Origin of the sequence: Campylobacter canis, from assembly GCF_045504005.1 — a bacterium.
Lineage (GTDB): Bacteria > Campylobacterota > Campylobacteria > Campylobacterales > Campylobacteraceae > Campylobacter_A > Campylobacter_A canis.
On sequence record NZ_JBJJXH010000008.1, the window covers coordinates 52,636 to 77,402 of the forward strand.

32 protein-coding genes and 1 pseudogene are annotated in these 24,767 nt (G+C 38.2%); 21 read left to right on the top strand and 12 right to left on the bottom strand.

Annotated elements, in window-relative coordinates; all coding sequences use genetic code 11:
• The first annotated feature begins 1 nt into the window (after position 1).
• The 3 genes from ACHJH3_RS08625 to ACHJH3_RS08635 are packed head-to-tail and all read left to right on the top strand — an operon-like array spanning position 2 to position 1,333.
• Entirely contained in the window at positions 2–592 is a 591-nt protein-coding gene (locus tag ACHJH3_RS08625; RefSeq protein WP_407064479.1) for a hypothetical protein, read from the top strand.
• Between the two features lie 52 nt (positions 593–644).
• Positions 645–1,127 carry a thermonuclease family protein gene (locus ACHJH3_RS08630; RefSeq protein WP_407064480.1) on the top strand — a complete coding sequence of 161 codons (483 nt, stop codon included), beginning with the start codon at positions 645–647 and terminating at the stop codon, positions 1,125–1,127.
• A gap of 11 nt (positions 1,128–1,138) precedes the next feature.
• A complete protein-coding gene (locus tag ACHJH3_RS08635; RefSeq protein WP_407064481.1) occupies positions 1,139–1,333 on the top strand; it encodes a hypothetical protein in 195 nt (64 codons plus the stop codon).
• Here the strand turns inward: ACHJH3_RS08635 and ACHJH3_RS08640 are convergent.
• Together ACHJH3_RS08640 and ACHJH3_RS08645 are read right to left on the bottom strand one after the other, a co-directional pair.
• Entirely contained in the window at positions 1,330–1,635 is a 306-nt protein-coding gene (locus ACHJH3_RS08640) for a type II toxin-antitoxin system RelE family toxin (protein WP_407064482.1), read from the bottom strand. The genes ACHJH3_RS08635 and ACHJH3_RS08640 overlap by 4 nt on opposite strands.
• On the bottom strand, positions 1,628–1,846 hold the full coding sequence (locus ACHJH3_RS08645; RefSeq protein WP_407064483.1) for a hypothetical protein: 219 nt from the start codon (positions 1,844–1,846) through the stop codon (positions 1,628–1,630). The genes ACHJH3_RS08640 and ACHJH3_RS08645 overlap by 8 nt, the downstream gene beginning before the upstream one ends.
• 126 nt (positions 1,847–1,972) lie before the next feature.
• Here ACHJH3_RS08645 and ACHJH3_RS08650 point away from each other — a divergent pair, with 126 nt between their 5' ends.
• From ACHJH3_RS08650 to ACHJH3_RS08720, 15 genes are all read left to right on the top strand, one after another.
• On the top strand, positions 1,973–3,661 hold the full coding sequence (locus ACHJH3_RS08650) for a portal protein (protein WP_407064484.1): 1,689 nt from the start codon (positions 1,973–1,975) through the stop codon (positions 3,659–3,661).
• A complete protein-coding gene (locus tag ACHJH3_RS08655; RefSeq protein ID WP_407064485.1) occupies positions 3,662–3,802 on the top strand; it encodes a hypothetical protein in 141 nt (46 codons plus the stop codon).
• A 70-nt stretch (positions 3,803–3,872) separates the two neighbouring features.
• Complete coding sequence (locus ACHJH3_RS08660; protein WP_407064486.1) at positions 3,873–4,334, top strand: hypothetical protein; 462 nt, start codon at positions 3,873–3,875, stop codon at positions 4,332–4,334.
• A 2-nt stretch (positions 4,335–4,336) separates the two neighbouring features.
• Complete coding sequence (locus ACHJH3_RS08665) at positions 4,337–4,828, top strand: hypothetical protein (protein ID WP_407064487.1); 492 nt, start codon at positions 4,337–4,339, stop codon at positions 4,826–4,828.
• Positions 4,829–4,895: 67 nt separating this feature from the next.
• On the top strand, positions 4,896–5,039 hold the full coding sequence (locus ACHJH3_RS08670) for a hypothetical protein (RefSeq protein ID WP_407064488.1): 144 nt from the start codon (positions 4,896–4,898) through the stop codon (positions 5,037–5,039).
• A gap of 92 nt (positions 5,040–5,131) precedes the next feature.
• Entirely contained in the window at positions 5,132–6,058 is a 927-nt protein-coding gene (locus ACHJH3_RS08675) for an SU10 major capsid protein (RefSeq protein WP_407064489.1), read from the top strand.
• 13 nt (positions 6,059–6,071) lie between these two features.
• Complete coding sequence (locus ACHJH3_RS08680; RefSeq protein WP_407064490.1) at positions 6,072–6,719, top strand: hypothetical protein; 648 nt, start codon at positions 6,072–6,074, stop codon at positions 6,717–6,719.
• A 79-nt stretch (positions 6,720–6,798) separates the two neighbouring features.
• Entirely contained in the window at positions 6,799–7,539 is a 741-nt protein-coding gene (locus tag ACHJH3_RS08685) for a hypothetical protein (protein WP_407064491.1), read from the top strand.
• Positions 7,540–7,551: 12 nt separating this feature from the next.
• Positions 7,552–7,971, top strand: a complete 420-nt coding sequence (locus ACHJH3_RS08690; protein WP_407064492.1) for a hypothetical protein — start codon at positions 7,552–7,554, stop codon at positions 7,969–7,971.
• 3 nt (positions 7,972–7,974) lie between these two features.
• Complete coding sequence (locus ACHJH3_RS08695) at positions 7,975–8,364, top strand: hypothetical protein (RefSeq protein WP_407064493.1); 390 nt, start codon at positions 7,975–7,977, stop codon at positions 8,362–8,364.
• Positions 8,306–8,524 (top strand): Rz1-like lysis system protein LysC, encoded by a 219-nt coding sequence (gene lysC, locus ACHJH3_RS08700; RefSeq protein WP_455424390.1) that lies wholly within the window; start codon positions 8,306–8,308, stop codon positions 8,522–8,524. Before ACHJH3_RS08695 ends, lysC begins: the two co-directional genes overlap by 59 nt.
• Positions 8,525–8,626: 102 nt before the next feature.
• Complete coding sequence (locus tag ACHJH3_RS08705; RefSeq protein WP_407064495.1) at positions 8,627–8,983, top strand: phage holin family protein; 357 nt, start codon at positions 8,627–8,629, stop codon at positions 8,981–8,983.
• The gene (locus ACHJH3_RS08710) at positions 8,980–9,387 is read left to right on the top strand and encodes a DUF5675 family protein (protein ID WP_407064496.1); all 408 of its coding nucleotides are present in this window, start codon (positions 8,980–8,982) and stop codon (positions 9,385–9,387) included. The genes ACHJH3_RS08705 and ACHJH3_RS08710 overlap by 4 nt, the downstream gene beginning before the upstream one ends.
• Positions 9,388–9,776: 389 nt before the next feature.
• Positions 9,777–10,079: a hypothetical protein gene (locus ACHJH3_RS08715; RefSeq protein ID WP_407064497.1), complete on the top strand. Its 303-nt coding sequence runs from the start codon at positions 9,777–9,779 to the stop codon at positions 10,077–10,079.
• The gene (locus ACHJH3_RS08720) at positions 10,079–10,972 is read left to right on the top strand and encodes a hypothetical protein (protein WP_407064498.1); all 894 of its coding nucleotides are present in this window, start codon (positions 10,079–10,081) and stop codon (positions 10,970–10,972) included. Before ACHJH3_RS08715 ends, ACHJH3_RS08720 begins: the two co-directional genes overlap by 1 nt.
• A gap of 584 nt (positions 10,973–11,556) precedes the next feature.
• Here ACHJH3_RS08720 and ACHJH3_RS08725 read toward each other — a convergent pair.
• The 10 genes from ACHJH3_RS08725 to ACHJH3_RS08770 all read right to left on the bottom strand — a co-directional run bounded on the left by ACHJH3_RS08725 (position 11,557) and on the right by ACHJH3_RS08770 (position 20,925).
• Positions 11,557–13,005 carry a Mur ligase family protein gene (locus ACHJH3_RS08725; RefSeq protein WP_407064499.1) on the bottom strand — a complete coding sequence of 483 codons (1,449 nt, stop codon included), beginning with the start codon at positions 13,003–13,005 and terminating at the stop codon, positions 11,557–11,559.
• Entirely contained in the window at positions 13,002–13,745 is a 744-nt protein-coding gene (locus tag ACHJH3_RS08730) for an alpha/beta fold hydrolase (protein ID WP_407064500.1), read from the bottom strand. Before ACHJH3_RS08730 ends, ACHJH3_RS08725 begins: the two co-directional genes overlap by 4 nt.
• Positions 13,735–13,965, bottom strand: a complete 231-nt coding sequence (locus tag ACHJH3_RS08735; protein WP_169940864.1) for a type II toxin-antitoxin system Phd/YefM family antitoxin — start codon at positions 13,963–13,965, stop codon at positions 13,735–13,737. The genes ACHJH3_RS08730 and ACHJH3_RS08735 overlap by 11 nt, the downstream gene beginning before the upstream one ends.
• 115 nt (positions 13,966–14,080) lie before the next feature.
• Positions 14,081–15,115, bottom strand: coding sequence for a D-alanine--D-alanine ligase (locus ACHJH3_RS08740; protein WP_407064501.1), 1,035 nt, complete (start codon positions 15,113–15,115; stop codon positions 14,081–14,083).
• Positions 15,116–15,124: 9 nt separating this feature from the next.
• Entirely contained in the window at positions 15,125–15,679 is a 555-nt protein-coding gene (ruvA, locus tag ACHJH3_RS08745; RefSeq protein WP_407064502.1) for a Holliday junction branch migration protein RuvA, read from the bottom strand.
• Complete coding sequence (locus tag ACHJH3_RS08750) at positions 15,676–16,236, bottom strand: ABC-type transport auxiliary lipoprotein family protein (protein WP_407064503.1); 561 nt, start codon at positions 16,234–16,236, stop codon at positions 15,676–15,678. The genes ruvA and ACHJH3_RS08750 overlap by 4 nt, the downstream gene beginning before the upstream one ends.
• Positions 16,233–17,147, bottom strand: coding sequence for an MlaD family protein (locus tag ACHJH3_RS08755; protein ID WP_407064504.1), 915 nt, complete (start codon positions 17,145–17,147; stop codon positions 16,233–16,235). The genes ACHJH3_RS08750 and ACHJH3_RS08755 overlap by 4 nt, the downstream gene beginning before the upstream one ends.
• Complete coding sequence (locus ACHJH3_RS08760; protein WP_407064505.1) at positions 17,147–17,884, bottom strand: ABC transporter ATP-binding protein; 738 nt, start codon at positions 17,882–17,884, stop codon at positions 17,147–17,149. Before ACHJH3_RS08760 ends, ACHJH3_RS08755 begins: the two co-directional genes overlap by 1 nt.
• Positions 17,881–19,014 (bottom strand): MlaE family ABC transporter permease, encoded by a 1,134-nt coding sequence (locus tag ACHJH3_RS08765; protein ID WP_407064506.1) that lies wholly within the window; start codon positions 19,012–19,014, stop codon positions 17,881–17,883. Before ACHJH3_RS08765 ends, ACHJH3_RS08760 begins: the two co-directional genes overlap by 4 nt.
• A 9-nt stretch (positions 19,015–19,023) precedes the next feature.
• Positions 19,024–20,925, bottom strand: a complete 1,902-nt coding sequence (locus ACHJH3_RS08770; protein WP_407064507.1) for a flagellar assembly protein A — start codon at positions 20,923–20,925, stop codon at positions 19,024–19,026.
• Between the two features lie 139 nt (positions 20,926–21,064).
• Between ACHJH3_RS08770 and murJ the strand changes: the two genes are divergently transcribed.
• The 3 genes and pseudogenes from murJ to ACHJH3_RS08785 all read left to right on the top strand — a co-directional run.
• A complete protein-coding gene (gene murJ / locus ACHJH3_RS08775; RefSeq protein WP_407064508.1) occupies positions 21,065–22,465 on the top strand; it encodes a murein biosynthesis integral membrane protein MurJ in 1,401 nt (466 codons plus the stop codon).
• A complete protein-coding gene (gene cysS / locus ACHJH3_RS08780; protein WP_407064509.1) occupies positions 22,452–23,837 on the top strand; it encodes a cysteine--tRNA ligase in 1,386 nt (461 codons plus the stop codon). Before murJ ends, cysS begins: the two co-directional genes overlap by 14 nt.
• An 89-nt stretch (positions 23,838–23,926) precedes the next feature.
• Positions 23,927–24,658, top strand: a pseudogene (locus ACHJH3_RS08785) (ABC transporter permease); the annotation flags it as partial.
• Positions 24,659–24,767 lie beyond the last annotated feature (109 nt).

Below are 24,767 nucleotides of genomic sequence, written 5' to 3' on the forward strand. Positions count from 1 at the left end.
TATGAACGTCTCTGAAGATATAAAAAAATACCTTCCTCAATATTTGTCTGATGGTGCTAAAGGAGCACTAGTGCGGTCTCTAGGAGAATATCCGAATAATTTAAATAGTATTTTTATGGAAGATGCCTATTATAATACACACAAAGATAAAATATTACAAGCTGATGTTTTTGAATGCAAAAACATATATGAAAATATAAATGCTAAAATTATGGTAATTTCAAATTCTTGTGATAACAGCGAAGAGAACCAAAGATTTATCCCCATCAATATATCATACATTCCTCTAATAGATCTTGGAAAATTAAAAGAAAAATTAGAAACAGATAAGTTTGACAAAGAAAAAATAGACAATTTTATGAATGCTGTCAAAAAGCAGCAGATTACCTCTATGTTTTATATACCCGCTCAAAATGATTCGAATAGCGAGATGGTTGCTTTGTTTGATAGTCCTATGAGCACAGGTTTAAAGATTTTTAAATCAAAAATTGTCAAAAAAATATATTCTCTAAGCAATTATGGGTTCTATATTTTTTTATTTAAACTATCGTACCATTTTACAAGGATTAAAGAAGGGACACAAAGAGGGTAAGTGGACGCTAGATCGCTATTGTTATGCTAAGAAGCAATAGCGATGATGAAATATGTTATATTCAAATGAAAAAGATAGTATTATTTATAATGCTTCTAACCCCGTTTTGTTGTCAGCCTTAACAGGTAAAGTCATCAAAGTAGCTGACGGTGATACAATTACTATATTAAATCCACAAAAAAAGCAAATCAAAGTAAGACTATACGGCATAGATGCGCCAGAGAAAAAACAAGCTTACGGCGAAAAGTCGCGTAAATTTTTGGACAGCATGATAGCCGGCAAAAATGTAACCAACGAGGAAAAAGAGGCAAGAGCGGAGGATATAGCTAAAAATTTAAGCGATAATAAAAAATGGCATACTCATGGCAGATATATCAATATTAAGATTTTGCAAGAAGATTTGAAGCTTAAAATAGAAAATTATACCGATAAAAAAGAGTTTAGAGCAAACATAAAAGAGTACATGAAACTACTCAAGGATCATATAATCAGGCTAAACAGAAGAATATATTTTCACACAAAGCTTTATAAGTAAAAAGGGCAAAAATGAAAACTTTAGATGAAAAAATCAAAAAAATATTAAAGCAAGAGGCGGAAAAAAAAGAAAAAATGAGTAATTTAAAAAAAGGAATCGAACTATACGAAAAAATGGAAAAAATGGGTCTTGCCGGCAAAAAAGGGTATGGTATAGCAAACCTTGATTTGGTCGGCTATAGGGGCGTTTACCAAATTAAGGTTTAGCCTTTTTTAAATTTCTTATATACATCTTTACGATCTGCGGCGGAAAGCACATAGATGACAAGCCTATCATCTAACTTTTCATAAACAATCCTAAAGCTTCTAAGGCGAAGTCTGTAAAGCCCGGATAAAGAGCCTTTGAGATGTTTTATCTTGCCTGTTTTTATAAGCTCTTTTTCGTATTCGGCGCTAAAATTTAGGGTGAATTCCTCAAGAGCTGAAATTATAAAATTTGCGATTGGTTTGTCTAAATTTTTAAGCTCTTTGACCGCTCTTTCTTCAAACTCTAGCGACCAACTACTCATTTATAATCGCTTTAACTTCGTCTAGCGTATATGTCTTGCCTTTGGTCGCGGCTCTGTGCTCAGCTATCTTCAAATCCAAAATATCAAAGTAGTACTCGATAGCCTCTTTAATAAGTCCGCTTTTTGATCTGCCAAGCTCTTTAGAAAAGTCGTTAAGTCCTAAAACTAAGCCTTCAGGAAGCGTAACGGTAACTTTTTTAACCTGTGTCATTGTTTTCCCTTTGCTGTATTATAATACGTATAATAATACATCTTTTTAGAAAATAAATCAATAAAATATATAAAATTTAGGAAAATCACTTTTAAACTGCTTTAAAAAAACATTGGAGCAGTTTAGATGAGTGATGATCTTGAGCTTATAAATGAAGCGTTTAATAATCTTGAAGAGCAAAAGAATAGATTTTTAGAGTGTGAAAGGATATTTAAGGCCAAATATAAAGAGGATAAAAAAGGCCGCACTACTAAACTAAAGGCAAGCGATCGCTCACGCTCAAGGCTATATATACCGCTTGTAAAAACTACCGTATTTATCATCCACGCAATATTTAAAACCTCGTTTATGTCAGATCGTTGCCCTATAGAAATAACTAGAATCGGGCTAAGAAATGAAGACGATCTGATACTTCAAAACGCACTTACCGCAGCATTAAAGAACAGATGGGCAAAAAAAGAGCACAAAATAGGGCTATCTAAGGCGGTATTATCGTCTTTGTATCTGCCGCTTGGGATAGTGAGCCTCTTTTTTGATAAGCAGATGAACGATATAAGAACTAGGTTTATACCGATAACCGATCTTGCATTTGACAAGAGGGCAAGCGATATAAACGACATCGAATACGTAGCTTACAAGTGGAATCAGTCCATAAGGGAAGTTAAGCAAAAGATAAAATCGGGCTTTTACAAGAAAAAGGATAGCGAGAGGATATTTGCCCATAATTCGCGCCTAAGCGATAGGGTAAAGATGCAAGACCTATACGAAAAGAGCTACGAGGGCGGGCAGGTTAGATGGAAGCTAAAAAGCTATGCAAATGATGTGTTTGTAAGAGAGGCGACGTTTTCGCGTCTGCCGTTTCACTTTGGATACTGTATAGAGGCTATGCCTAGTATAGATATCGAGGCAAGAGAGGATGAAAACGCCGTATATGGTTCATGCGTGCCCGAGCTTGTGGCTGAAATTCAAGAAGAATACAATATCAAGCGCAATCAAAAAATAGACATCACCGAAAACCAGATAGACCCACCTATAGCCATTAATGCAAACGGAGAGGGAAGCGTCGCGGTAAGCGATATCGTTGCAAGAAAAAAGATGATAAGGGTCGAGCTTGCAACGGGCGCTAAAGTAAGCGACGTGATAATGCCGATGCCGGTAGCAGGGACATATCAGCTTAGCGAAGAGATAGCGATGCTAGCAAAAGAGTATGAGATAGCAACGGGCGTAAATAGCGTGATGACAGGACAAACTAGCCCAAGTGATAGAAGGGCTATGGGTGCCTTGCAAACGGTTAATGCCGCAAGCAGTATGAGAATAGAGTCAATGCTACAAACTTTGCTAGAAACAATGCTTCAAAGCTATGCGCAGCACTTCGTGGAGCTGCTTTATAGATATGTAAGTGATGAAGAATTTGTAAGGCTTACCGAGGATGTGGAGATAGTATCCAAGATAGGAAGCCTAAATGAGCGCAAGAACTCAAAGCTTGATTTTGATGTGGCGGTAAATTTTGGCACTACGATAGCAAACGAAGTGAAAATCAATCAGCTTAACGGACTTCTTGGTGTGCTTGCGCAAAACAATATGAATGCTCCGACAATAACTTCTCAAATTTTAAAACAAATCTTAACTCTTATCCTTGGTGAAAATGCGCCTATCGAGCAGATAGACATGGCGATGCAGATGATGCAAGCTGCTAATGCGCAAGATACGGGGGAGGCGGCTACGGCAGAGGATGTGCCACAAGATGGCGTAGAAGAGAGTGTTCCAAGCGAAGAGGAGCTGGAGATGGCGGCAATAATGAACGGAGGCGTGTGAGTGCTTAAAAAATATATAAATTTTAGAGGAGCGACCGTCGAAGAGAATGCGAACTGCTTCGCATTCGTGCGGGTAGTGAGTAGGCGAGTATGTCTATGGACGCGAGCCGCAAAGTCGGCTTTGCGTAAAAAGCTAGAGTGATGAAAAAGTATATAAATTTTAGGAAATCGATTCATAAAATAGTTATAAAAATTTTAAAAGGAGTAGAAAGATGCGACATAAGGCAATGTTTTTGTTGCTTGGCACGATCGTGGCTATGGCGAGTAACGGGCTTTCGATTTATCGAAAAGGCGAAGAAGAGGGGCAGATCAGCGGTGGGAATATCGGTGATGTGGTGGTTAGGGATGTCGGGAGTCAAAATCCTACCGCCATAATGATAATTTCCGAGAGTGAGTGGGAGGCTATGCCAAAAGATGAAGAGGCAGCCGCAGAGATAGAGGAAGCTAGCAAAAGCAAGGAAAATTTAAAAGAGGAGCTTGCAAAAGCTAAGAATAAAATTTCAGGGCTTGAGGCTGAGCTTGCAGAATCTAAAAATAACATCATAAAGCTTGAAGCGGCGCTTGCCAAGGCTAAATCAAAAAAAGGAAGCAAGGCAGACAGTGAGGGCAAAGGCGATGATGATAAGGGCTCGCAGGAAGGGTCTTTAAACCTAGTAGACGATGGTAAGGAGTAAAAATGCCTGATGTGTATGATCAAGAATTAGACGGCATAGAGGCTGCGGAATCTGAAGTGACAAAAGAGGCGGAAGCCATACCAAAACAGAGCGAGGCAGAAGCTAAAAAAGAGACGACGCCCGAAGAGCAAGGTGTGAAGCTAACCAAAGAGGAGTATGAGAGTTTTAGAAGATCTCAGCAAAGAGAGGAGCTTAATAGCCTCGAGGCTAAATTTAAAAAGCAATACCCAGACTTCAGTATGGAAAAGGTAACCGACAAAATCCTTGAGCTTGATGAAAAAGAGCCGGGTTTTGCTCAGAAATATTTTAACGATGTGGGGCTTGAAAATATATATCTAACTCATTTTAAGGGTAAAACCATAGAGGCTGACGATGAGTTTGACATAGGAAGAGGAATCAGCGGAGGGAACGGTAAGGCTGAGATGATAGGTAAGATAAACAAAGGTGAGGCTAGCTTAAGCGATAAGCAGGCCTTTTATGCAAAATATTTTTAGGAAAAAGGACGGGTTTTACTCGTCCGCGAAGTAGGCAGGGAACCCCGCTTGCGGGGACTTTAGGTGGGTGCAGGGAGCATCGCTTCCGCCCGTAGGCGAGGCTTTGCCTCGACAAGGAATAAATCAAGGGTTACCCTGCGAAGTAGGGACTTCAGGTGGGGAAGCGACCGCCGAAGAAAACGGCAACTGCTTGCCGTTTGTGCGGGAGTGAGTAAGCGGAGTATATCGCAAAGCGATACGAAGCGCCGGCAAGGGCGGGCTTGGCTCGTCCGCGAAGTAAAAAAATAAAAAAGGAGTTAAGAGATGCCGACATTAAAAGAGGGGTTGATAACCAGCGAAGAGGCTTTCGGTAAGTCGGGAATAGACTTGGAAAATACGATAAAACAGATAGGATGGAGAGCTACACCGTTTCTTTCATCCATAGGAACGGCGGCACCTGCCGATAGGAGCTCAAACGTGGCGCTTGGCCATCAGTGGCACTATGACGAGTTGCCCGACGGCGAGCTAGATAACGCACATGCCGAAGGCGGAGCCAAATCGTCGGCTAAATATAGCATAGGCGGAACGCTTAAGAACCACTATCAAATCGTTAAAAACGCTTACGGCGTAACGGGTTCGGAGCAGCCTAGCAAGAGAATCGACGGCAAGGCAATTTTAGCAAACGAGGGCGAGCATGCATCCATAAGACACAAAAAGAGTATCGAAAAGATACTTTTAAGCGGTCAAGCGGCGGTGCAAAGAGCTAAATCAAGCTCTACGGTAGGTAAATGCGGAGGACTAAAAAGCTTTGCAACTAGCGTGAATACGGTGGATGCGGGCAATGCGGCTTTAAGTTTGCAACTTCTTAGAAATCTTCTTAAGATAGGTTATATGAAGGATCGCCCGTATGACTTCATGATAATGTCCGATACCCAACAAGATAGAATGATGGACCTTATCGACAAGATCAAGCAAGCGGGCATGACGGTGGATTATCTAAGCGATAAAATTCAAGTTTTTGAGTCTCAATACGGCGGAAAAATCAAGCTTCTTTTATCCCCGGAGCTTGCTAATAACGAGATCATAGCTTATAGATCGGAGGATATCTTTAAAGTAAATTGGCGTCCGATGGCGGTAAGAGAGCTTCCTACCGGTGATGACGCGATTGAAAAAGAGATTATAAGCGAATTTACGCTTAGAGTTTGCACGCCTATCGCCTTTGCATGGCTTAAAAATTTAAAAGCCGACTAAAAAAGGCTAGCAAATGAAGCTAAAAGAGTTTAAAACGCAGCTTCAAATTTACACCAGGGGCGATATAAAAGCCCCTGAATTTGATGAGCTTAAAATATTAATGAGTGAGGCGGCTGCGGATATACATAGAGCCATAACTCCACTTGAGAAGATAGAGATAGATATAAAAAATATCGAGCGAGATTATTTTATAGACGATAGATATTTTGTGAGGAAATTTAAAGAGCCCGAAAACGAAGAGGATGAAGTTGATTTTCTTGACAAAATGCTTATTAAAGCTTTGATGTGCGGTGTGGCTTTTAAGAGAAGTATTGACGAGAAGCAGAGGGTTAAATACAAAAGATCATATATGTCTGCTTTAACTAAATACGAGCTAAACAATTTCGATGATAGAAGCTATGATTTAGAAGCATCACTTAGGGTTAAGGGGTGGATGAAACCTTACGTAATAAACAGCGCGCTTGATAACTACTACGAGTGGGACGTAGTCTTTATAAAAAATCTTGATTACTACATGGCAAACATCCCCAAGACAAGAGACCTTTCATGCGAAAAATTTATAAGGCTGTTTTTTGACTATCAAAATAAAAAGATTGACCCCGATAGGGAGGACTTAAGAGAGCTTGACAGACTCATGAAAAATAAAATAAGAGAGATATAAGATATCAGATAAAGAATTTACGCAAATTTGTAAAGAAATTTTAGCGCTCGATACGCAGATAAGAAGCCTAAGCTCGCAAGTGTCTACGGATAAGAGCGAGGTTAGCGAAAAAACGGCACAGACGCTTGATGCTAAAGAGGCGGTTGAGGGGCTAAACAGCGCAATATCTTTAATGAAGTCTGATATAGACAGCAAGAAAAATAATTTTGATACTAAGTATGAACAAGCCAACGAACTCTTTACATCTTTAAAAGAACTGAAGGCGCAGATTGAAAGCTTACTTGAGAGCACTCAAATAAACGATCAGACAGTTTCGCCAAATACAGCTTATTCTTCTGAAAAGGTAGAGCAGATCAAAGAGTCAATACAAAGCAGCATTCAAACCTTAACACAGAATGTAAATAAGAATTTTTTGGGTAAAACAGCAACAGCCGCCGACAGCGACAAGCTAGACGGACTTGCGGCTAGCGGTTATAGAAAATCTGCCGACAGCTATACAAAGGTTCAAACCGACGCAAAGATACTGGGAGTAGATCAAACATGGAAAAACCTAACCGCTCAAAGACAAGCGGGGATAATATATACAAACTCGTCTTCAAAGCCTATAGTAGTATCCATTTATATAAAACCCCAAGCACAAGGAAATAGACTTTCGGCTTCTCTTGAGGTTTCAAGCCTCATAGTGGCTTTTAGCGACATTACACCTATGAATAATACACCGCTAGTCTCAACATTAACGGCTATTGTCCCGGCTGCTGCCACGTATAGGCTGTCGGCAAATTTACCGCTTGAGATAACAAGATGGGCAGAGCTATCATAAAAGGAGTAAAAGATGAGATATTTTAAAAAAAATAATAACGAGATATATGCTTATGACGATGAGCAAATCGCTCAAGGTCTAGCCGAGGGGTTGCAAGAGGTTACGGAAAAAGAGACCGATAAAATACTTCATCCTCCGCTATCCGAAACGGAAGCTAAGACAAAACTAATAGAGAACTTTAAAAAGGTAGTCCAAAGCATGCTGGATACTAAAGCACAAGAAAAAGGCTACGACGACATAGTTTCGGCTTGCTCTTATGCAGGGTATGAAAACGAGTTTAGAGCCGAGGGCGAAGCTTTCGGGATATGGAGAGCTAAATGCTGGAGATGGGGCTATGACCTACTTGAAAGATATAAAGATACTCTAACAAAAAACATTCCTAGTATAGAGGAAATGCTTAAGAGTATGCCCGAGTATGTGGAGGTAAAATAAAATATGTTGGCAAAGATATTTACGTTAGGCAATTTAAAATACCTAAGCGCAGGCATAATCCTTGTATCTTTAACGATTTTATACAGGGATAATCAAAATCTAGTCGAAAGAAACTCTATTTTAATGAGAGAGAATAGAGCTTTTTTAGAGCATGCCGAGAGTATGAATGAGCAGATTATAGGCATTAACAAAATTTACCGACAAAGCCTAGATATGCTTTTGGAAAACACAAAGAAAAAAGAGAAAGTTTCACAACAAATTAAGCAAACCAAACAAAAGATAGTAAAGGAAAAAGATGAAGCTATGTCAAGCGGTCTTAATAGTGCCGTTAGCCATGTTCTTAACGGCTTGCTCGCCAAAGGCGCAGACCAAAACAAAAGTGGAAAAAATTAAGGTGCCTAATATTCTCTTGGAAATACCCCGAATTGAATACAGGAGCGTCTCTTCCCAAAACGATGCAGGGGTGCTTTTGCTTGATGTATATGAGGCTTATGAAAAATGCACTATAAACCTTCGTGACATCAAGGCTTTTCAAGATGATACAAGAAATTAAATACGGCAGGCGCAAAACTGATATGTCAGTAAAAGAATTTTTGATCAAGTTAATTATCGTCTCAATCCCTTATATTATCTATCTTATATCAGGGGCTATGTAATGGATTTTTTTGACAGGATAGGGCTATCGATATATCTTGCAATGCTTGCATTAACAGGCGGTATCCTGGGAATGATAAACAACAATAAATTCCTCAAGTGCGATAGCGTATCGTGTATCTTATTTACCTTTATCATAGGCGCAATATCAAGCGTTTATGTGGGGTATATCTCTTATCATATAACATTTTACTACTCACGAAGCGAGAAATATAGCTTTGCGATAGCTAGTATTGCCGCTTGGATAGGAACTGATGCGATGCTAATCATAAAAGCAAACATAGCCCTATTTATAAAAAACAAACTAGGCGTTAAAAAAGATATACACCCGCAAGTTAATGAAGAGGAGTTGAAATGAAGCTAATTATACAAAGAACAAGAGATATACAAGACGGAACGATAGGAGAATTTAAGCTAATAAGAGACGATGAAATTTTGCTTAAAGGCTTTACGCTTGAGCCAGCGGGCAATGATACCACACAAAGAGGCAAGGATAAACGAATACCTGCGGGAAGTTATAGTGTAGCTTGGCATGATAGCCCTAGATTTAAAAGACGCTTGCCTTTGCTTTATAATGAGCTTGTGCCAAAGGATAGATATATCTTAATTCATGCGGGCAATTATCCAAAGCATACGGAGGGTTGCATATTGGTCGGATCAAGCGCAACTAACGAGGGAGTGTTTAGCTCAGTTGATATGCTAATGAGGTTTTTGGCAATAACTTTAAACAGAGAGCTTGAAGTTGAGATAAGGAATGCCTAACTATGCCAAAATGAATTTTAAAGTCTTGCATATTAACCCTAGGATAGGCTGATATGTAAAACTTTAAGTGTGCCAAAAGTGTGCCAAGAGCAGTATATAAAAGTAGTTTTATTTTTATATACTTTGATATACTATTTTTTATCAAACACCGATACCTTGCCGGTTTAAAGAAATCCAAACTATAAGATATACACTAGAGGTTGGAGAAATAGAGCGATGAGGGCTTAAGAACCCTAACTCATAAAAATAGTAAAAGAGTATTTAGGAATTTTAAACTGTTTTAATACGCTTTTAAACACCATTTAAAACGATAAAATTTACGTTAGAAATCAAAGTAAAAATCAAGCAAATTTAACCCACTTTGATTTTAAGCGTAAATTCACTTTGATTTGAAAAGCGGTTTTACAGATAAAGATAGCGGTAAAATTTATGAATGGCAAGACAAAGACGGCGTAAGATTTAGAGTAGCGATATATGATAAAACGAAAAAGAGCGTCGGGGCGGGGTCCACAACCCGCATTACTACAACCGACGCTTATGAAAGTATTATAACGTTTTATTCTGACAGAAATCTTAACAGGCAAATGGAGTTTTTAGATCCAGGGGTGAAGATAGAAGCTAAATTTGAAGAGTTTAAGGCTAAAAACCTCGATGAGGACGGAAATATAAAAGATGGATTGGAGCTATGCTAATGAGTAAAAGTAAATGCCCTTTAAGGGAATTAAAAGAGAAGCAGGGCGGGCTTTTAAAGTATTTAAATAAGCTTGACAACTTTGTGGAGGATACTTTTGAAAAAGTCGAGGACGGATATGACAAATTTGCGAATTGGGCAGACGAGAATATCCCGTATGCGGTCAAAGTCCTTGACGTAAGAAAATTCGGTAAAGAGATAGATGAACTCTTGCAGGCTTATACAAGAACAAAATCCGCGATCTATGCTCAGGCGACGCAGTTTAAAGAGTATTTCGAAAATCTAAGCGTGAGCGATAGAAAGACTCTGTTTAAGGCGCTTGACGGGGAGTTTTTAGAGGGAGTAGAGGGGCAACTGCTTGCCGCTCGTGCAAAAACGAGTGAAGCGAACATATCGCAAGGCGATGTGAGCGAGGGTGCAATCTCTGTGACTCGCGGGAAGGGGTATTTAAATACGCACGGCAGTCAAGAAGCCGCGACAAAGCAGAGCAGTCTAAGCAGCGAAGATGTAGCCGCAACACTTCCCGAGCATCTTAGAGGGCTATACACAAAGGTAAGGCAGGCTATAGATAACGGCGCAAACACTCTAGTAGAAGCGGGTGTTCTTTATAAAGACAATGTCATAACTCACTACATAAAGCACTACTATAAAAAACATCTTGAGGAGGCGAAAGTTTTACTGACATTTTGTATAATACGATTTTATGTCAGTAAAAAAGGTCTGAATATGCCTAAAATACAAGCTCCGCTTACAGATGCTACACTTAAATTATTGAAGCCAAGGGAAAAGATTTACAGGATGTCCGATGGGCAAAATTTGTTTATTGCTGTACAAGCAAAGATGGTTTTACATCAGAGTCGTTTTGCGCTTGCAAAAAAATCTTTTAATACTTAAATAATTCCTAAAACATTACATAAAATAGTGTGTTTTGTTTTAAGGATAAATTTAAAAAAATCAAAAAGTAAAAACAATAAAACTACTTAAAAACAGCTTTTTTGGATCGAATAAAAACACTTCTTTTTAAATATAGAAAAAAGATTGAAAATTATAGTTTTCAATATAAAATAGTAAAAATAGTTTGTATTTAACCTTTTTTGTAGTCTTTTTTGATATCGGCTATATTTTTGATACTTTTAGAATTTTATAGTGGCTTTGCTTATTATTTTAATGCAAAAAGACTTTTGTGATGGATACTAATAAATAGTGAAAAAATATACTAAAAGCGCAATCAACAAAAAGATAACTTGTAGGAATCTCTATGAGTAAATGTTGAAGATAAATGTTAATAACGGGCTAGAGACAAATTGTGTAGTTTACTTTGCACTTTGTTTTGAGTGTATACTCCATAAATTTTACCACCCTGATACTTGATAATAGTATAAATATTAAATTATTCTAAATATAGCAATAATTTTAATCTACAAAGCCCATTTTAAAGTAAGAGCCTTGCAGATTAGTTTTTATCAAAGTCCAAATTTCTACATAAAACTAGGCGCATCATTTGAAAATAGTATTAGATCCCCTGCTCTTGTATTTTGAGCAAGTATCTCTTGCATTTTAGCCTTGTCTTTGATAATGATTATCTTTGGTTTTGTTAGGTATTTTAGTAAGGAAGCCGCATTTAAAGAGCTTGATATCATCACTACATCAAAAATTTCATTCAGGATCTTGCTTAGTTTTTCATTATCTTCCGCGGTACTCTCTACTATTCCGGGTGTTATAAGCACTTTTCGACCCTCATAGCTTTCAACAAGTTCATAAGATGCGCTCATACCGTTAAAATTTCCATTAAAGCTATCATCTATGATGATTTTACCTCCGGCATCAATGCGTTGCAGTCTATGCTCGACGTTTTTAAGCTCGGATATTAGGTTTTGTGTTTTTTCCGCTTTAAGCCCTAGATAAAGAGCGGTTTTTATGCAGGCTGCTAAATTTGCGCAGTTAAATTTACCAAGCAACGGCGAGCTGAATTTAAACCCGTCAAGGCTAAATTTTACGCCTTGTAAATTTGCTTCTATCTCGTTTAAATTCTTATCAAAAATTTCTATTTTTTCGCTCTCTTTTGCCAGTGTTGAGCTATGCACGAAGGCTTTTTCAAGTCGCTTTGATCCAAGCGCTTCAAGCTTGGTTGTGCGGATATTTTCAAGCGTTTTGAAATACTCTATGTGCTGAGCCCCTATTTCGCCTACGATTACGATTTGAGGACGTAAAAACGCGGTGATTTCAGCTATATCGCCCTTCAGTCTAGCCCCTGCTTCGGCGATATAAATTTGCGTATCACCAGCAAGATTTGAATTTACGTCTTGGATCAAGCCCGCTAGAGTATTTACGCTGCGAGGAGTTTTGTGGCACTTAAAGTCATCTTTTAAAATTTCAAACAAAAAATTTTTAATGCTTGTCTTGCCAAAACTTGCCGTTATCAGAACGATTTTAAGCTCTTTCATGTTTTCAAGCTTTTTTAAAGCCGCTTTTTCATACATCTTAAAATTCATCTTCTCAAGCATAAAGCTAAGTATAAATGAAATTGCAAGCGGAAGTATAACGCCTAAATTTTGACACTTAACCGAGATGTAGCAAAATATATTTTCAAGCACCAAGGCGATTATAAGTATAATGAAAAATCGCTTAACTCTTGGTGTAAAAACTAGCTTCTTATCAAGCCTTTTATGCCAAAGATATAGACTTGGCACCATCGCAAAGTAAAAATATATCCAAAAAAACTTGCCTGTCGTATAGTAAAGCACAATAGGAACTATCGCAAAAAATACGTGCCAAGCAGGCTTTGTGAAGTGAAAAAGCACCCGCTCGAATTTGTACGAAAACCACTGCAAGCAGGTGATGAGATAAAATCCAATCGCAAGAGTAAATAAAGAGTGAGTAATAATCAATCCGCCGCTTGTTAAAATTTGAGTTAAATTCTCGCTCATTTTAGCTCCTCTTTCTCATTTAAATTTAGCTCAGAATCAATAACGCCGCTGATGTATCTTGCATGAAGCAAAAAGAAAAAGTGATCGCCCTTAAGCGGATGAAAATCGCTGTTTGATATGAGGCCATGTATCCTCTCGCCGCTTTTTAGCGGAGTTGCACTATCGTCTTCCCCCCAAAATATAAGCGCCCTGCCCTTGTATTCTTTAAATTTATTTGTAAAATCCTCATTAACTACGTTTTTAAGTGTTTCATACATCTGCTTGCTCATGCCTTTTACGTCTTTTGTGGCAAAAAATTTATACAAAAAGCCAAATCCAAGAGCTTTTAAAATTTTAAAAATGGCTATTTTAAACCTTACGAAAAACGGCTTTTTGGTAACTATGCCCGCACTGCTTAAAAGAGCTAAATTTGCAGGCTTAAGCAAAGTCGCAACCTTTCCGCCAAACGAGTGTCCGACGATAAGAGTTGGAGTGATATTTATCTCTTTCAAAAACAGCCTCATAATCTCGGCATAATCTTTCGTATAAAGATCTTCGTGCATGTTTGACGCGCCAAAGCCAGGCATATCGATATAAACGTGTTTAAAATCGTTTAAAAATTTACCGAAAGCCTTTTTCATTATCTCTTTATTCGCTCCCCAGCCGTGTAAAAATACTATGGCGGGGCTAGATGATAAATTTAAAATTTCATAGCTTATGGTGTAAATTTTGCCGCCGAATTTGATATCCTTACTCGCCATTTTCACCCTTTTTTCTTGATGAGTAAATAGCTTGTAAAACCTCCACGGCCTCGCATAATCGCTCATATTCCGCCATATTAAGTAAGACCGCTTCAAATTTATTATTTTTTACGATCACGGCTCGCTTTATCTGAGCCGAGCCTACTTTAGTAAGTACGGCGCTAAAATTTCTAACGACTTCGGTTGCGGTATAAATTTCATCTTTGCTAAATGTAGTCATTTTTGCTCTTTTATGTAAAATTTTACATAAAATATAACACATAAGCCTTTAAATTCGGCTAAATCAGGCTACTAAATTTAGCGATTTAATAGCCCGATGATATTTTATTTGTGTTTTATAGTTTGCCTTTTGCGGAGGTGATTGAGTTGATAAATTGATAATCTATCCTTATATCCCGCTCTCTAGGAAGGTTTTTAGCAAGTGCATTTATCGTTGCTTCAAAGTCGTCAAACAGATAGTTCGCAAGGCTTCCAGGATTTGGATTGATCTCGTTTAGATAGACTTCATCATCTATCACAAAAAAATCACACCTTATAAGCGCGCCGTCAAACCCGCAGTTATAAATTTTCTCAAAACTACCTTTGAGTTTGGCTTTTAACTCTTCGCTTATATCAGCCTCTTTTGCCCTACTTTCGCTTGAAAAGCTCATATACTTTTGCTCGTAGTCAAGGAATTCTTTCTTTTTTGGCTCTTCGATGATTGAAAATTTTATCTTGCCGTCTATCTTGCAGCCTGCTAAGTTATACTCCTTTACGCCTTCTATAAAGGGTTCGGCTAAAATTTCACTATCAAATTCAAATGCCACGTCTAAAGCGTATTCAAGCTCGCTTTCATCTTTTACCACGCTTACTCCGATAGAGCTGCCCAGCCTACAAGGCTTTAGTATCGTAGGAAGCGATAAATTTATCATATCCTCTCTTCGTAATACGTCGTATTTTAGCGATTTTACACCCGCTTTTGCTGCTAGAAGTTTGGTTAATTCTTTGTTGTAGCTCATTGCGCTTGCTTCAAGACGAGGACCGATATATCTGATACCGAAAAAATCTAGCAAAGCGGCTATTTTGCCGTCTTCGCCGTCCATTCCGTGGATTAAATTTATATAGACATCGGCATCTATTTTTTTCTCGCCAAACATCCCGCCTATAAAAAATCCGCCGTTTTTAAGAAGCAACTTTTTGCTTTTTTTATAGTTTCCAGAGCTAAAGAAATTCGCCTTCATATCTTTTGCTTCGATTAGGTAAAATTCTCTAAATTTATCGCAAAATACAAATACAAGTTCGCTTTTAAGCACGTTTTTTAAAGCTATTGCGCTTACTATGCTGATCTCGTGTTCGTAGCTTTTGGCTCCAAATAAAATTCCAAATTTCATACCTATCCTTTATCCTAGTTTTTTAAGAGCTTCTTTGATAAGCTCGCTTACGTTTGTTGCCGTACAGGTTGAGAGCACCTTAGATATCTTATCTCGCTTGAATCCAAGACTCTCAAGTGCTAAAATCGCCTCATGATGATGGCTTGGCATAGCATCATCGCTTACGAGTTTAGCATCGCTTAACTCGGCTATTATACGCCTTGCGGTCTTTACGCCTATGCCAGGAACCGATTTAAGAGCGTCCGCATCGCCGTTTAAGATAGCGTTTGTAAAAGCGTTTGGATTTAAACTCGAGCACACTGCCATAGCCGTGCTTGCGCCTATGCCGTTTAGTTTGATAAGCATCTCAAACATCCTTTGCTCGCTTACATCTAAAAATCCGTAAAGTAAATTCGCATCTTCTCTGATGATTTGAGTTATGCTAAGTTCTACTTTTTCGCCTTTTTCAAGCTTTGCCGAGCAAAAAAGCGATATAACTATACCGTATGTAACGCCGCTTGAGGTTTTAAGCAGAAGATACGCGGGCTCTTTTTTGGTTATTACGCCTTCGATTGCTTTTATCATTTTACTTCCTTAATCCTTTTTAAAATTTCATCCACAGCCTCATCAAGAGCCAAATTTAGCCCATTTACTATATCTTTGTCTAAATTTGAATTAATCGGCTTGCTTGCAGAAATTATCTCGCTTTTTAAAATTTGACCATTTTTTACAAGCGAAAAAGCAAGCGTTATTTTAGCGTTTTTGATACCGGCTTCAAGGCTTATTAGAGTAATTTGCAAATTTAAATTCGTCTTATCAAAACTAGGTTGCAAAAAGCAACCGGCGTGAATAGTGTTGAGAATTCTCTCATAAATCATCTCGCTTGGAAGACTTATCCATTTGGCACTTTTAAGAGGATAAATTGCTCCATCATTGCCGCTTACGAGGATATCTCTACTTTCAGATGAGGCTTGGGATTTTACAGTAGCGATATAAATTTGCTTTTTATCCGCCTGCTCTTTACAAATTTTAAAATCCCCTTTTGCAAGGGTGAAATATCTTATCTCGGGCGCGCTTTTTGCTATGATTCCACACCCGCTAAAGCCTAGAGCCAAAACGGCGGCTAAGATTAAATTTCTCATCTTTTATCCTTATCTTCTTTTGGGTCCTTGAAGAAAAATTCATAAGGTCTATCTTCTAGTCTAAAAAGCGTCTGCCTAAATTCTTTTAAGGCTTTTTGAAACTCTATCATCGTTTCGCTAACCTCGCTTGAGAGTGAATTTAAAGTTGTTTTAAAATCAAATTCACCGTTTTTTATCCTGTCTTGTATGAGTACTTGAAGATTTTTAAATTCCCCTACCCCGCTACCTATCTTATCGGGGATGAAATTTATCGCTTCAACCGTCTTGCTAGAAGCCTTTATAAGACGCTTAAAGTCCAAAATAGCTTCATTTGCAAGCTTTATGGTTTCGTTTATATCGATATTTTGCTCATCAATCTCTTTTGTGATACTATCGATCGAATTTAGGATAGAGCTTACTTTGTCGATATTTTCTTCGTTTAGAACTCTATTTACTTTTGAAAGAGTGTCTTCAATACGCTGGGTTAAATCATTTGCTTTTCCGCCTATTTTTTCAAGCAGACTTGCCTCAAGCTTGATATAGGCTTTTTCATTTTCGCTAAAAATTTCGCTTTGATGCGAGCCTCTTTGGATATTTAAGTAGCTTATACCAGTAATCCCTTGACTCTCCGCTATGGCGGTGCTATCCTTTTTGATCGGCAGCTCCTTTCTCACTAGCAACTCAACCTCTATCATCGCCTCTTTTGGATCTGCAAATTTGATATTTTTTACTATTCCCGCATCAACGCCTATAAATTTTACTTGCGAGTCTTTTTTGATCCCGTTTGGAAGATCGGTCGTAAGGATATAATAAGACCTATAAGCGTCTTTTGACTCCCCATAGCTTCCCATCCACCACATAAATCCGCCTATGGACGTTACTACCGCTACGAAAAATAGCCCCACTAGCGTATAATTCACCCTATTTCCCATTATCGTTTCCTTGTCTTAAACAGCTCTTCAAGAGGGTTGTTTTTAAGTTCGTCAAGCTCGGTCAAATTTCCTTCAAAAAGCACTTTTTTATCTTCAAGTATCAAAAATCTATCAAGTATATCGCATATGCTGTCTATGTCGTGAGTTACCATTACTACGGTTAGTCCAAGCGTATCTCTTAGCTCCACAACCAGCTCGTCAAGCGCTCTGGCACTAATTGGATCAAGCCCGCTGTTTGGCTCGTCTAAAAAGAGAATTTTTGGACTTAGGACGAGCGATCTTGCCATCGCCACACGCTTTTTCATGCCGCCGCTTAGCTCGCTTGGATACTGAAGTGCCGCACTTGGACTTAGACCTACCTTTTCAAGCCAAAACATCGCTATCTCTTTCATCGATTTTTCGCTCATATTGCTATACTCTTTTAGGAGTATGTAGATATTTTCAAGCACGTTCATCGATGTATAAAGCGCTCCAAATTGAAACATAACTCCGCATTTTAGCCTTATCTCTTGCCTTTTATCCTCATTTGCAGCCCATAAATCCTCGCCAAGCATCTTTATATACCCGCCGCTTGGCTCTTTTAGATATATCATTGTTTTCATCAGGGTTGATTTGCCGGTTCCGCTTCCGCCTAGAAGTCCGTAAATTTCAGCCTCATCTACATGAAAATTTACTCCGTCATGTATAACTTTGTTGCCAAATTTCGTGGTTATTTGAGTCGCTTTTATGATACTCATATGTCAACTTGTGTAAAGATGATTGAAAATAGCGCATCAAGCATGATTACGCCAAATATAGCATTTACAACGCTTATAGTGGTATAAATTCCGACACTTTGGGTGCTGCCGCTTATCTGAAATCCTCTCATGCAGCCTATAAAAGCAATAGCCGCTCCAAAAAACGGTGCCTTGATAAGCCCCACGTAAAGATGTCTAAGCTCAACTTCTTGATGAAATCTACTCAAATAATCGCCAAAACTTATATCAAGGTAGGAATTTAGCACGACCATTTCACCAAAAATCCCTGCCGCATCTGCTAAAAATACAACCAAAGGCATAGCGATTATAAGAGCTACAACCCTAGGAAGCACTAGAAATTTAAACGGATCAAACCCCATCGTCTTCATAGCATCAACCTCTTCGGTTATCTTCATAACGCCAATTTGCGCGGTAAAGCTTGAAGCAAGCCTTCCTGCAACGACGATAGCGGCTATTAGCGGAGCTACTTCTCTAAGTGTGAGCATACCCATCATCTCGACTATGATTATACTTGCTCCGAATTTTTCTAGCAAATTTGAGCCTTGATAGGCAAGCACGATACCGACTAGAAAAGAGGTTAAGCAAACTATAAAAACGGAATTTATGCCCGCGTCCTGAAAATACGTAAAAATTTCTTTGATCCTAATGCTTTTTGGTACAAATACCGATCTTAAAAGCTTTATCAAAAGCTCTCCCAAAAAGGCTAAAAACATCATAGAATCAGAGTAAAATTTAGCTATCTTTTCGCCTATAACGGCAAATATGTTTTCATCTTCTTTAGTTTGCAAAATCGCTTTTATATCAGGGCTTATCTCTTTATTTATGGAGTTAAAAATTCTCTGCTGACTTTCGTTTAAATTTATAAATTCGTATTGTTTTTGACTTTTTGTAAGGCAATTTCTTAAAAATATCGCAACCGCATAATCAAGCTCTTTTACCTCTTTAAAATCAAGCACCAATTTTTTGTATTTTCGCGAGGATATAAGCGATGAAATAGAGTTTAAAACGGCTCTTTTAAGTTTGAAATTCCACTCGTTTTTTAAATTTATAACTAAGATCCCTTTTTGCAGATCATAGCTATAAAATTTGTCGTTTGACGCCTTGAACAATTTAGCCCTCTAAACTTTTCTTACGTTGTTGCTTTTTTTGATCGCATAATCAACTTCGCCGTCTTCGTTTTCGATCTTTTTGATCATCAAAACCCTTGCGATCTCGTTTTCTCTCGTGTTATAAACTATCTCTTTTGGCGGATCGACAAGCTTAAATTTTATCTCGTTGAACTCTCGCCAGTTGCTGTGATTTATCACTTTTGAGCTAAAAATTCCGTCTTGGATATCCTTTATCTCCTCTTTTAACTCGGCTATACGCGCTCTTTTTTCTTGAAAATCTTTTAAGATAGTGTTGTACTCGTGCACAAGCTGCTGGTACTCTTTAAGCTTTTTTATGAATGTTACGGGCGGTGTTTTTTGACTCACTCTAAATTCCTGCATCTTTTCTTTGATGATATTCATCGGTCCTCTATTTTCTTCGATGACGCATTTTTTGGACTCAAGTTGCTTTGGAGTCTTTGCTATCTGCTCTTTTATCTCTTTTATTTGAGCCATGTATTCATTTATCTTGTCGCCGCTATTTTTCACCATGCTAAAATCGACTAAAATTTTATTATTTACTCCGCGAAGCTGCTTTATCTCAAGCATATCGGCAACTATGATGGTTGAATTTGACGCTAAGACGCCAACCTCTAGTCGTTCGGCGATAACTTCGCCTCCAAGCATTGATTTTATTACCGCCGTTTTTGCCTTAACTTTGCCGTTTTCCAAGCGATCTATCTCGACATGATCTCCGTCAAAGCTTCCTATATGCACGGCTATTTTAGCCTCTTTTGCTTCTATATACGATTTGGCGTGGGTTTGTCCGCCTATGGTTATTTTATTTGCTTTTACAGTTGCGTTTTGAGCTACGTTACCTTGGACGTTTATCTCGTTTGCCTCAACTTTCATTCCTGCACCTATGGCATCTTTTGTAACGTCGCTTTCTTTCACGTTTAAAGTTACGTTATTATCAAGCCCTGTATCTATTGAGCCTGTGGTTTTAAACGAAATTTCATTTACGTCAAGTTGCTCTTTGATATCAAAAACACCTTTTTCTTCGCATACGTAGCCTGCTTTTTTAGAGTAGTACTTAATACCCTTTTCATCCTCTACAGCTTCTATATTTTCGCTATGTTCAAGCATTTTTGAAACGCTTGTTCTAGGCTGAGCCACGGATAAAAGATTTCCTCTTACGTCACGACCCGATTCACCAACGGCTGATTTTACGTATTCGGCTACAAGCTCATTTTCGGCAACTCCTAGCAAATATCCTCTGTTGGCGTAGTTTATCTTGCCTTGATTATCCGCTCCTTGAATCTTGTTTTTATAGTGATAAATAAGCCCGTCATCAATAGCCTCTATAGGATCAATACCCGAAGTTACCACAAATGTGTAGTCTTTGTCTATGATCTCGTTTATACGAAGCATGGATGAGATTTTACTAAGCTCGGCTTGCATGGCTTTATTTCTGATACCGATTAAAATTCCTACCTTAATGAGCTTTTTGTATATAAATTCCCGCATCTTGGCTTCAAAATCTTTAAAATACACCACATCGTTGCTTCTTGAAACGGTAGCTACTATCTTGGTCAAATTTTTATTTACGTTTAAAGCGATATTTGGAAGCGGTTTTGGCTTGTTTTTTCTAATGTCAAAAAACTCCACCTTATAAGTTTGTTTGACACTTTCAACTTGATTTACGTAAAATTTATCATCGTCAAAGATACTAAGCTTATCCTCTTCAACGGACTTTATCTCGCTATCTCCGAGCAATTTATACTCGGTAAAAAAAGTTATGATATTAAAATCTATAAATTTAGCTTCTACGTTAAAATTACTTACTAAATTCGGGATTTCTCCATATGGATTTGGCGTTTGCATTATTATCGGATCAAGATAAGTCGGTTGATTATTTTGACTGTTTTCCACTTTAAATTTCTCTCATAAATCACATAAATTTGCCTATTATCTCTAAAATTTGATTAAAACAAAGTTATGGCTCGGTTTTACGTCTTTTAAAACTAAATTTGCGTATCATTTCGTATCTTAAATTTATATATGGAAATTTATGTTTATTAAAGGTTTTTTTTCAAACAGCGTAGGCATACTTACTTCAAGGGTTCTTGGACTTTTTAGAGATCTGCTTACGGCTTCGACTTTGGGTGCGGGAATTTATAGCGATATATTTTTTATAGCCTTTAAAATACCCAATCTGCTTCGCCGAGTATTTGGTGAAGGAGCGTTTTCGCAAGCTTTTTTGCCAAATTTTACGAAAGCGCAAAAAAAAGGAATTTTCGCGGCTGAAATTTTTTTCAAATTTCTATTTTTTATTGCGATTTTAACTTTGCTTGTAAATATCTTCGCTCCTCAATTTACTAAAATAATCGCAACGGGACTTAGCAATGAGGACATTGTTAACGCAGTGCCTTTGGTAAAGATAAATTTTTACTATCTGGCGCTTATTTATATAGTTACATTTTTAGCATCCTTGCTTCAGTATCGCCAGCACTTCGTTACCACGGCATTTTCGACAGCGCTTTTAAATTTAGCCATGATTGCTTCACTTTTTTTATCACAAGGCAAAGAGCCTAAGATAGTAGCTTACTATCTTAGTTTTGGCGTGGTGGCGGGTGGAATTTTGCAAGTCATAGCCCATCTTATAGCGCTTTATATGACATCTATGTCAAGGCTGTTTTTTGGCGGAATTTTAAGATTTATAAAAGGCAAAAGAGCAAATTCCAAAGGATTTTTTACAAATTTTTATCACGGGCTTTTAGGCTCTTCGGCTATGCAGATAAGCTCGTTTATGGATACTTGGCTGGCTAGCTTTTTAGCGGCAGGAAGTATAAGCTATCTATTTTATGCAAACAGAATTTTTCAGCTTCCGCTTGCAATATTTGCTATAGCGCTTTCGACCGCGCTTTTTCCAAAGATAACAAAGCAAATCAAGGCTAAAAACGAAGCAGAAGCTTTAAAATGGATGAATAAAAGCTTTGAGTTTTTGTTTTTATTGCTTGCTGCGGCTATGCTGGGCGGGATTATTTTGGCTTATCCTATCATAAAGCTGCTCTTTGAAAGAGGGAGTTTTGACGCGACAAGCACTTATGAGACAGCTAGAGTTTTGCAAGCTTATATGATAGGACTTTTGCCTTTTGGTTTAAGTAAGCTCTTTTCGCTTTGGCTTTATGCAAAACTTCAGCAAAAAATCGCTTCTAAAATCGCGATGATATGCTTGGGGGTAAATTTAATCCTTGCAGTGATCTTGATGCGTCCTTATGGGGCTTTTGGGCTTGCGCTTGCCAGCTCGCTTGGAGGCTTTGTGCTGCTTGCTTTAAACATCAAAGCTTTTGGCACAAGGGAATTTTTAGCTATAATCAGCTTTAAAAGACTAAGCGTAATGGTCGCTGCCTTGAGCGTTTTTGCTATGATTTTAATATTTTTAAGGAATTTTATAGATGCAAATTTTTGATAGCGTAAAAAAAGAAAAAGTTAAATTTGAGCCGATTGATGAGGGCGTAGTTAGAATTTACGTCTGCGGGCCTACGGTCTATGACGATTCGCATTTAGGACATGCCAAAAGCGCGATTAGCTTTGATCTGCTTAGGCGTGTTTTTATCGAGCTTGGATATGATGTCAGATTTGTAAAGAATTTTACCGATATAGACGACAAAATTTTAAAAAAGATGAGTGAAACAGGCGAGAGCTTAGAGGCTATAACGAGCCGTTATATAAAAAGCTATAAAGATGATATGAGAGCCCTTAACGTGCTTGAAGCCGATATCGAGCCAAGGGCTACGCAAACACTTGAAGAGATGATAGAGTATATAAGAAATTTGCTTATTGAAGGGTTTGCTTACGAGATTTCCGGTGACGGGATTTACTTTGATACCTCAAAAGATAGCGAATATCTAAGCTTAAGCGGCAAGAGCGAAACAAATGAAAATATAGCCCGAGTTGAGAGCAATGAGCTTAAACGCAATGAAAAAGACTTCGTGCTTTGGAAATTTGACGAGGCGTGGTATGAAAGTCCGTTTGGCAGAGGTCGTCCGGGCTGGCACACCGAGTGCGTGGCGATGATAAAAAAGCATCTTTCAAGCGGCAGCAAATACGAGATAGATATACACGCAGGAGGTATCGACCTGCTCTTTCCGCATCATGAAAACGAAGCGGCACAATGCAGATGCGGCGAGAGAAAAACGCTTGCTAAATACTGGATGCATAACGGATTTATCAAAGTAAATGATGAAAAGATGAGCAAGAGCCTTGGAAATAGCTTTTTTGTAAAGGCAGCTCTTAAAGAAAATTTAGGCGAAGCGCTTAGGTTTTATCTGCTTAGTTCGCACTATAGGGCGCATTTTAATTATTCCGATGAGGATTTAGTTGCGAGCAAAAAGCGACTGGATAAAATTTACCGCCTTAAAAAGCGCGTAGGCGAAGATAATTTAAGTGAAGAGAATTTGGAGTTTAAATCCGAGCTTTTAGAAGCGCTTGAAGACGATCTAAACACCTCAAAAGCTCTTGCCGTGATAGATGAATTTGTAAAGATTGCAAACGAACGTCTTGATCAAAATCCAAAAGACAAGGCTTACAAGGGCGAAATTTTAGCGAATTTAAGACTGATAGCGCGAGTGTTTGGGATATTGCAAGTTGATGTTTATGAATATTTTCAATTTGGCGTAAGCGATGAGCAAAAAGCGCTTATAAACGAGCTTATAACCCAAAGAAACGAGGCAAAAGCCGCTAAAGACTACGCGAAAGCGGACGCCATTAGAACCAAGCTTTCGGATATGCAAATAGCTATTATGGATACTCCTAACGGCACGATGTGGGAGAAATTATGAGCCTAAAGATGAATCTAAAAGATGTCTTAAGGCGTTTTAGCCCATACTTTAAGGACTATATACCGCAGTTTGCGCTAGCCATTCTTGGAATGCTGCTTGCAAGCGGCGGAACTGCTGCATCTGCATGGGTAATCGAGCCTGTATTAAATAAAATTTTTATCGATAAAAATAAAGAGCTTTTATATCTGCTTCCTTACGCGATAGTGGTGATTTACTTCCTAAAAGGGCTTGGGACTTTTTTACAAGCTTATTTTACCGCTTTTATCGGGCAGGATGTAGTAAGGAGATTTCGCGAGAAGTTGCTTGCAAATTTGCTAAATTTGGATATGAAATTCTTTAACGACTTTCGAACAGGCGAGTTAATAAGCCGAAATATCAACGATATAGAGCGCATTAGAAGTATTGTCTCATCAATGATCCCTGAGATGATAAGAGAAAGCATAACGATACTTGGGCTTCTTTGCGTGGTGATATATCAAAGTGCCCAGCTTGCGTTTTTTGCTCTTATTGTTTTACCGGTTGCGATATATCCGCTATCTTTGCTTGCTAAAAGGATGAAAAAGCTTTCAAAAGCGGCTCAAGAAAAGACATCTGATATCAGCTCGCGCCTTAGTGAAATTTTTACAAATATCGAGATAATCAAAGCAAACAACGCGCAAGATTATGAGCATACAAGATTTGTCGAAGAGAATAATAAATTTTTCAAACTGAATTTAAAAAGCGTAAAGATAGACGAATCAGTAAGCCCTATCATGGAGGTTATCGGCAGTATCGGGGTCGCAGCCGTTGTCATCATTGGCGGCAAGGAGGTTATCGACGGACAGATTACCATGGGAAGCTTCTTTTCGTTTTTAACCGCTCTTTTTATGCTCTATACGCCGGTAAAGCGAATTTCAAGTCTTTATAATAGAATTCAAGACGCAGTTGCGG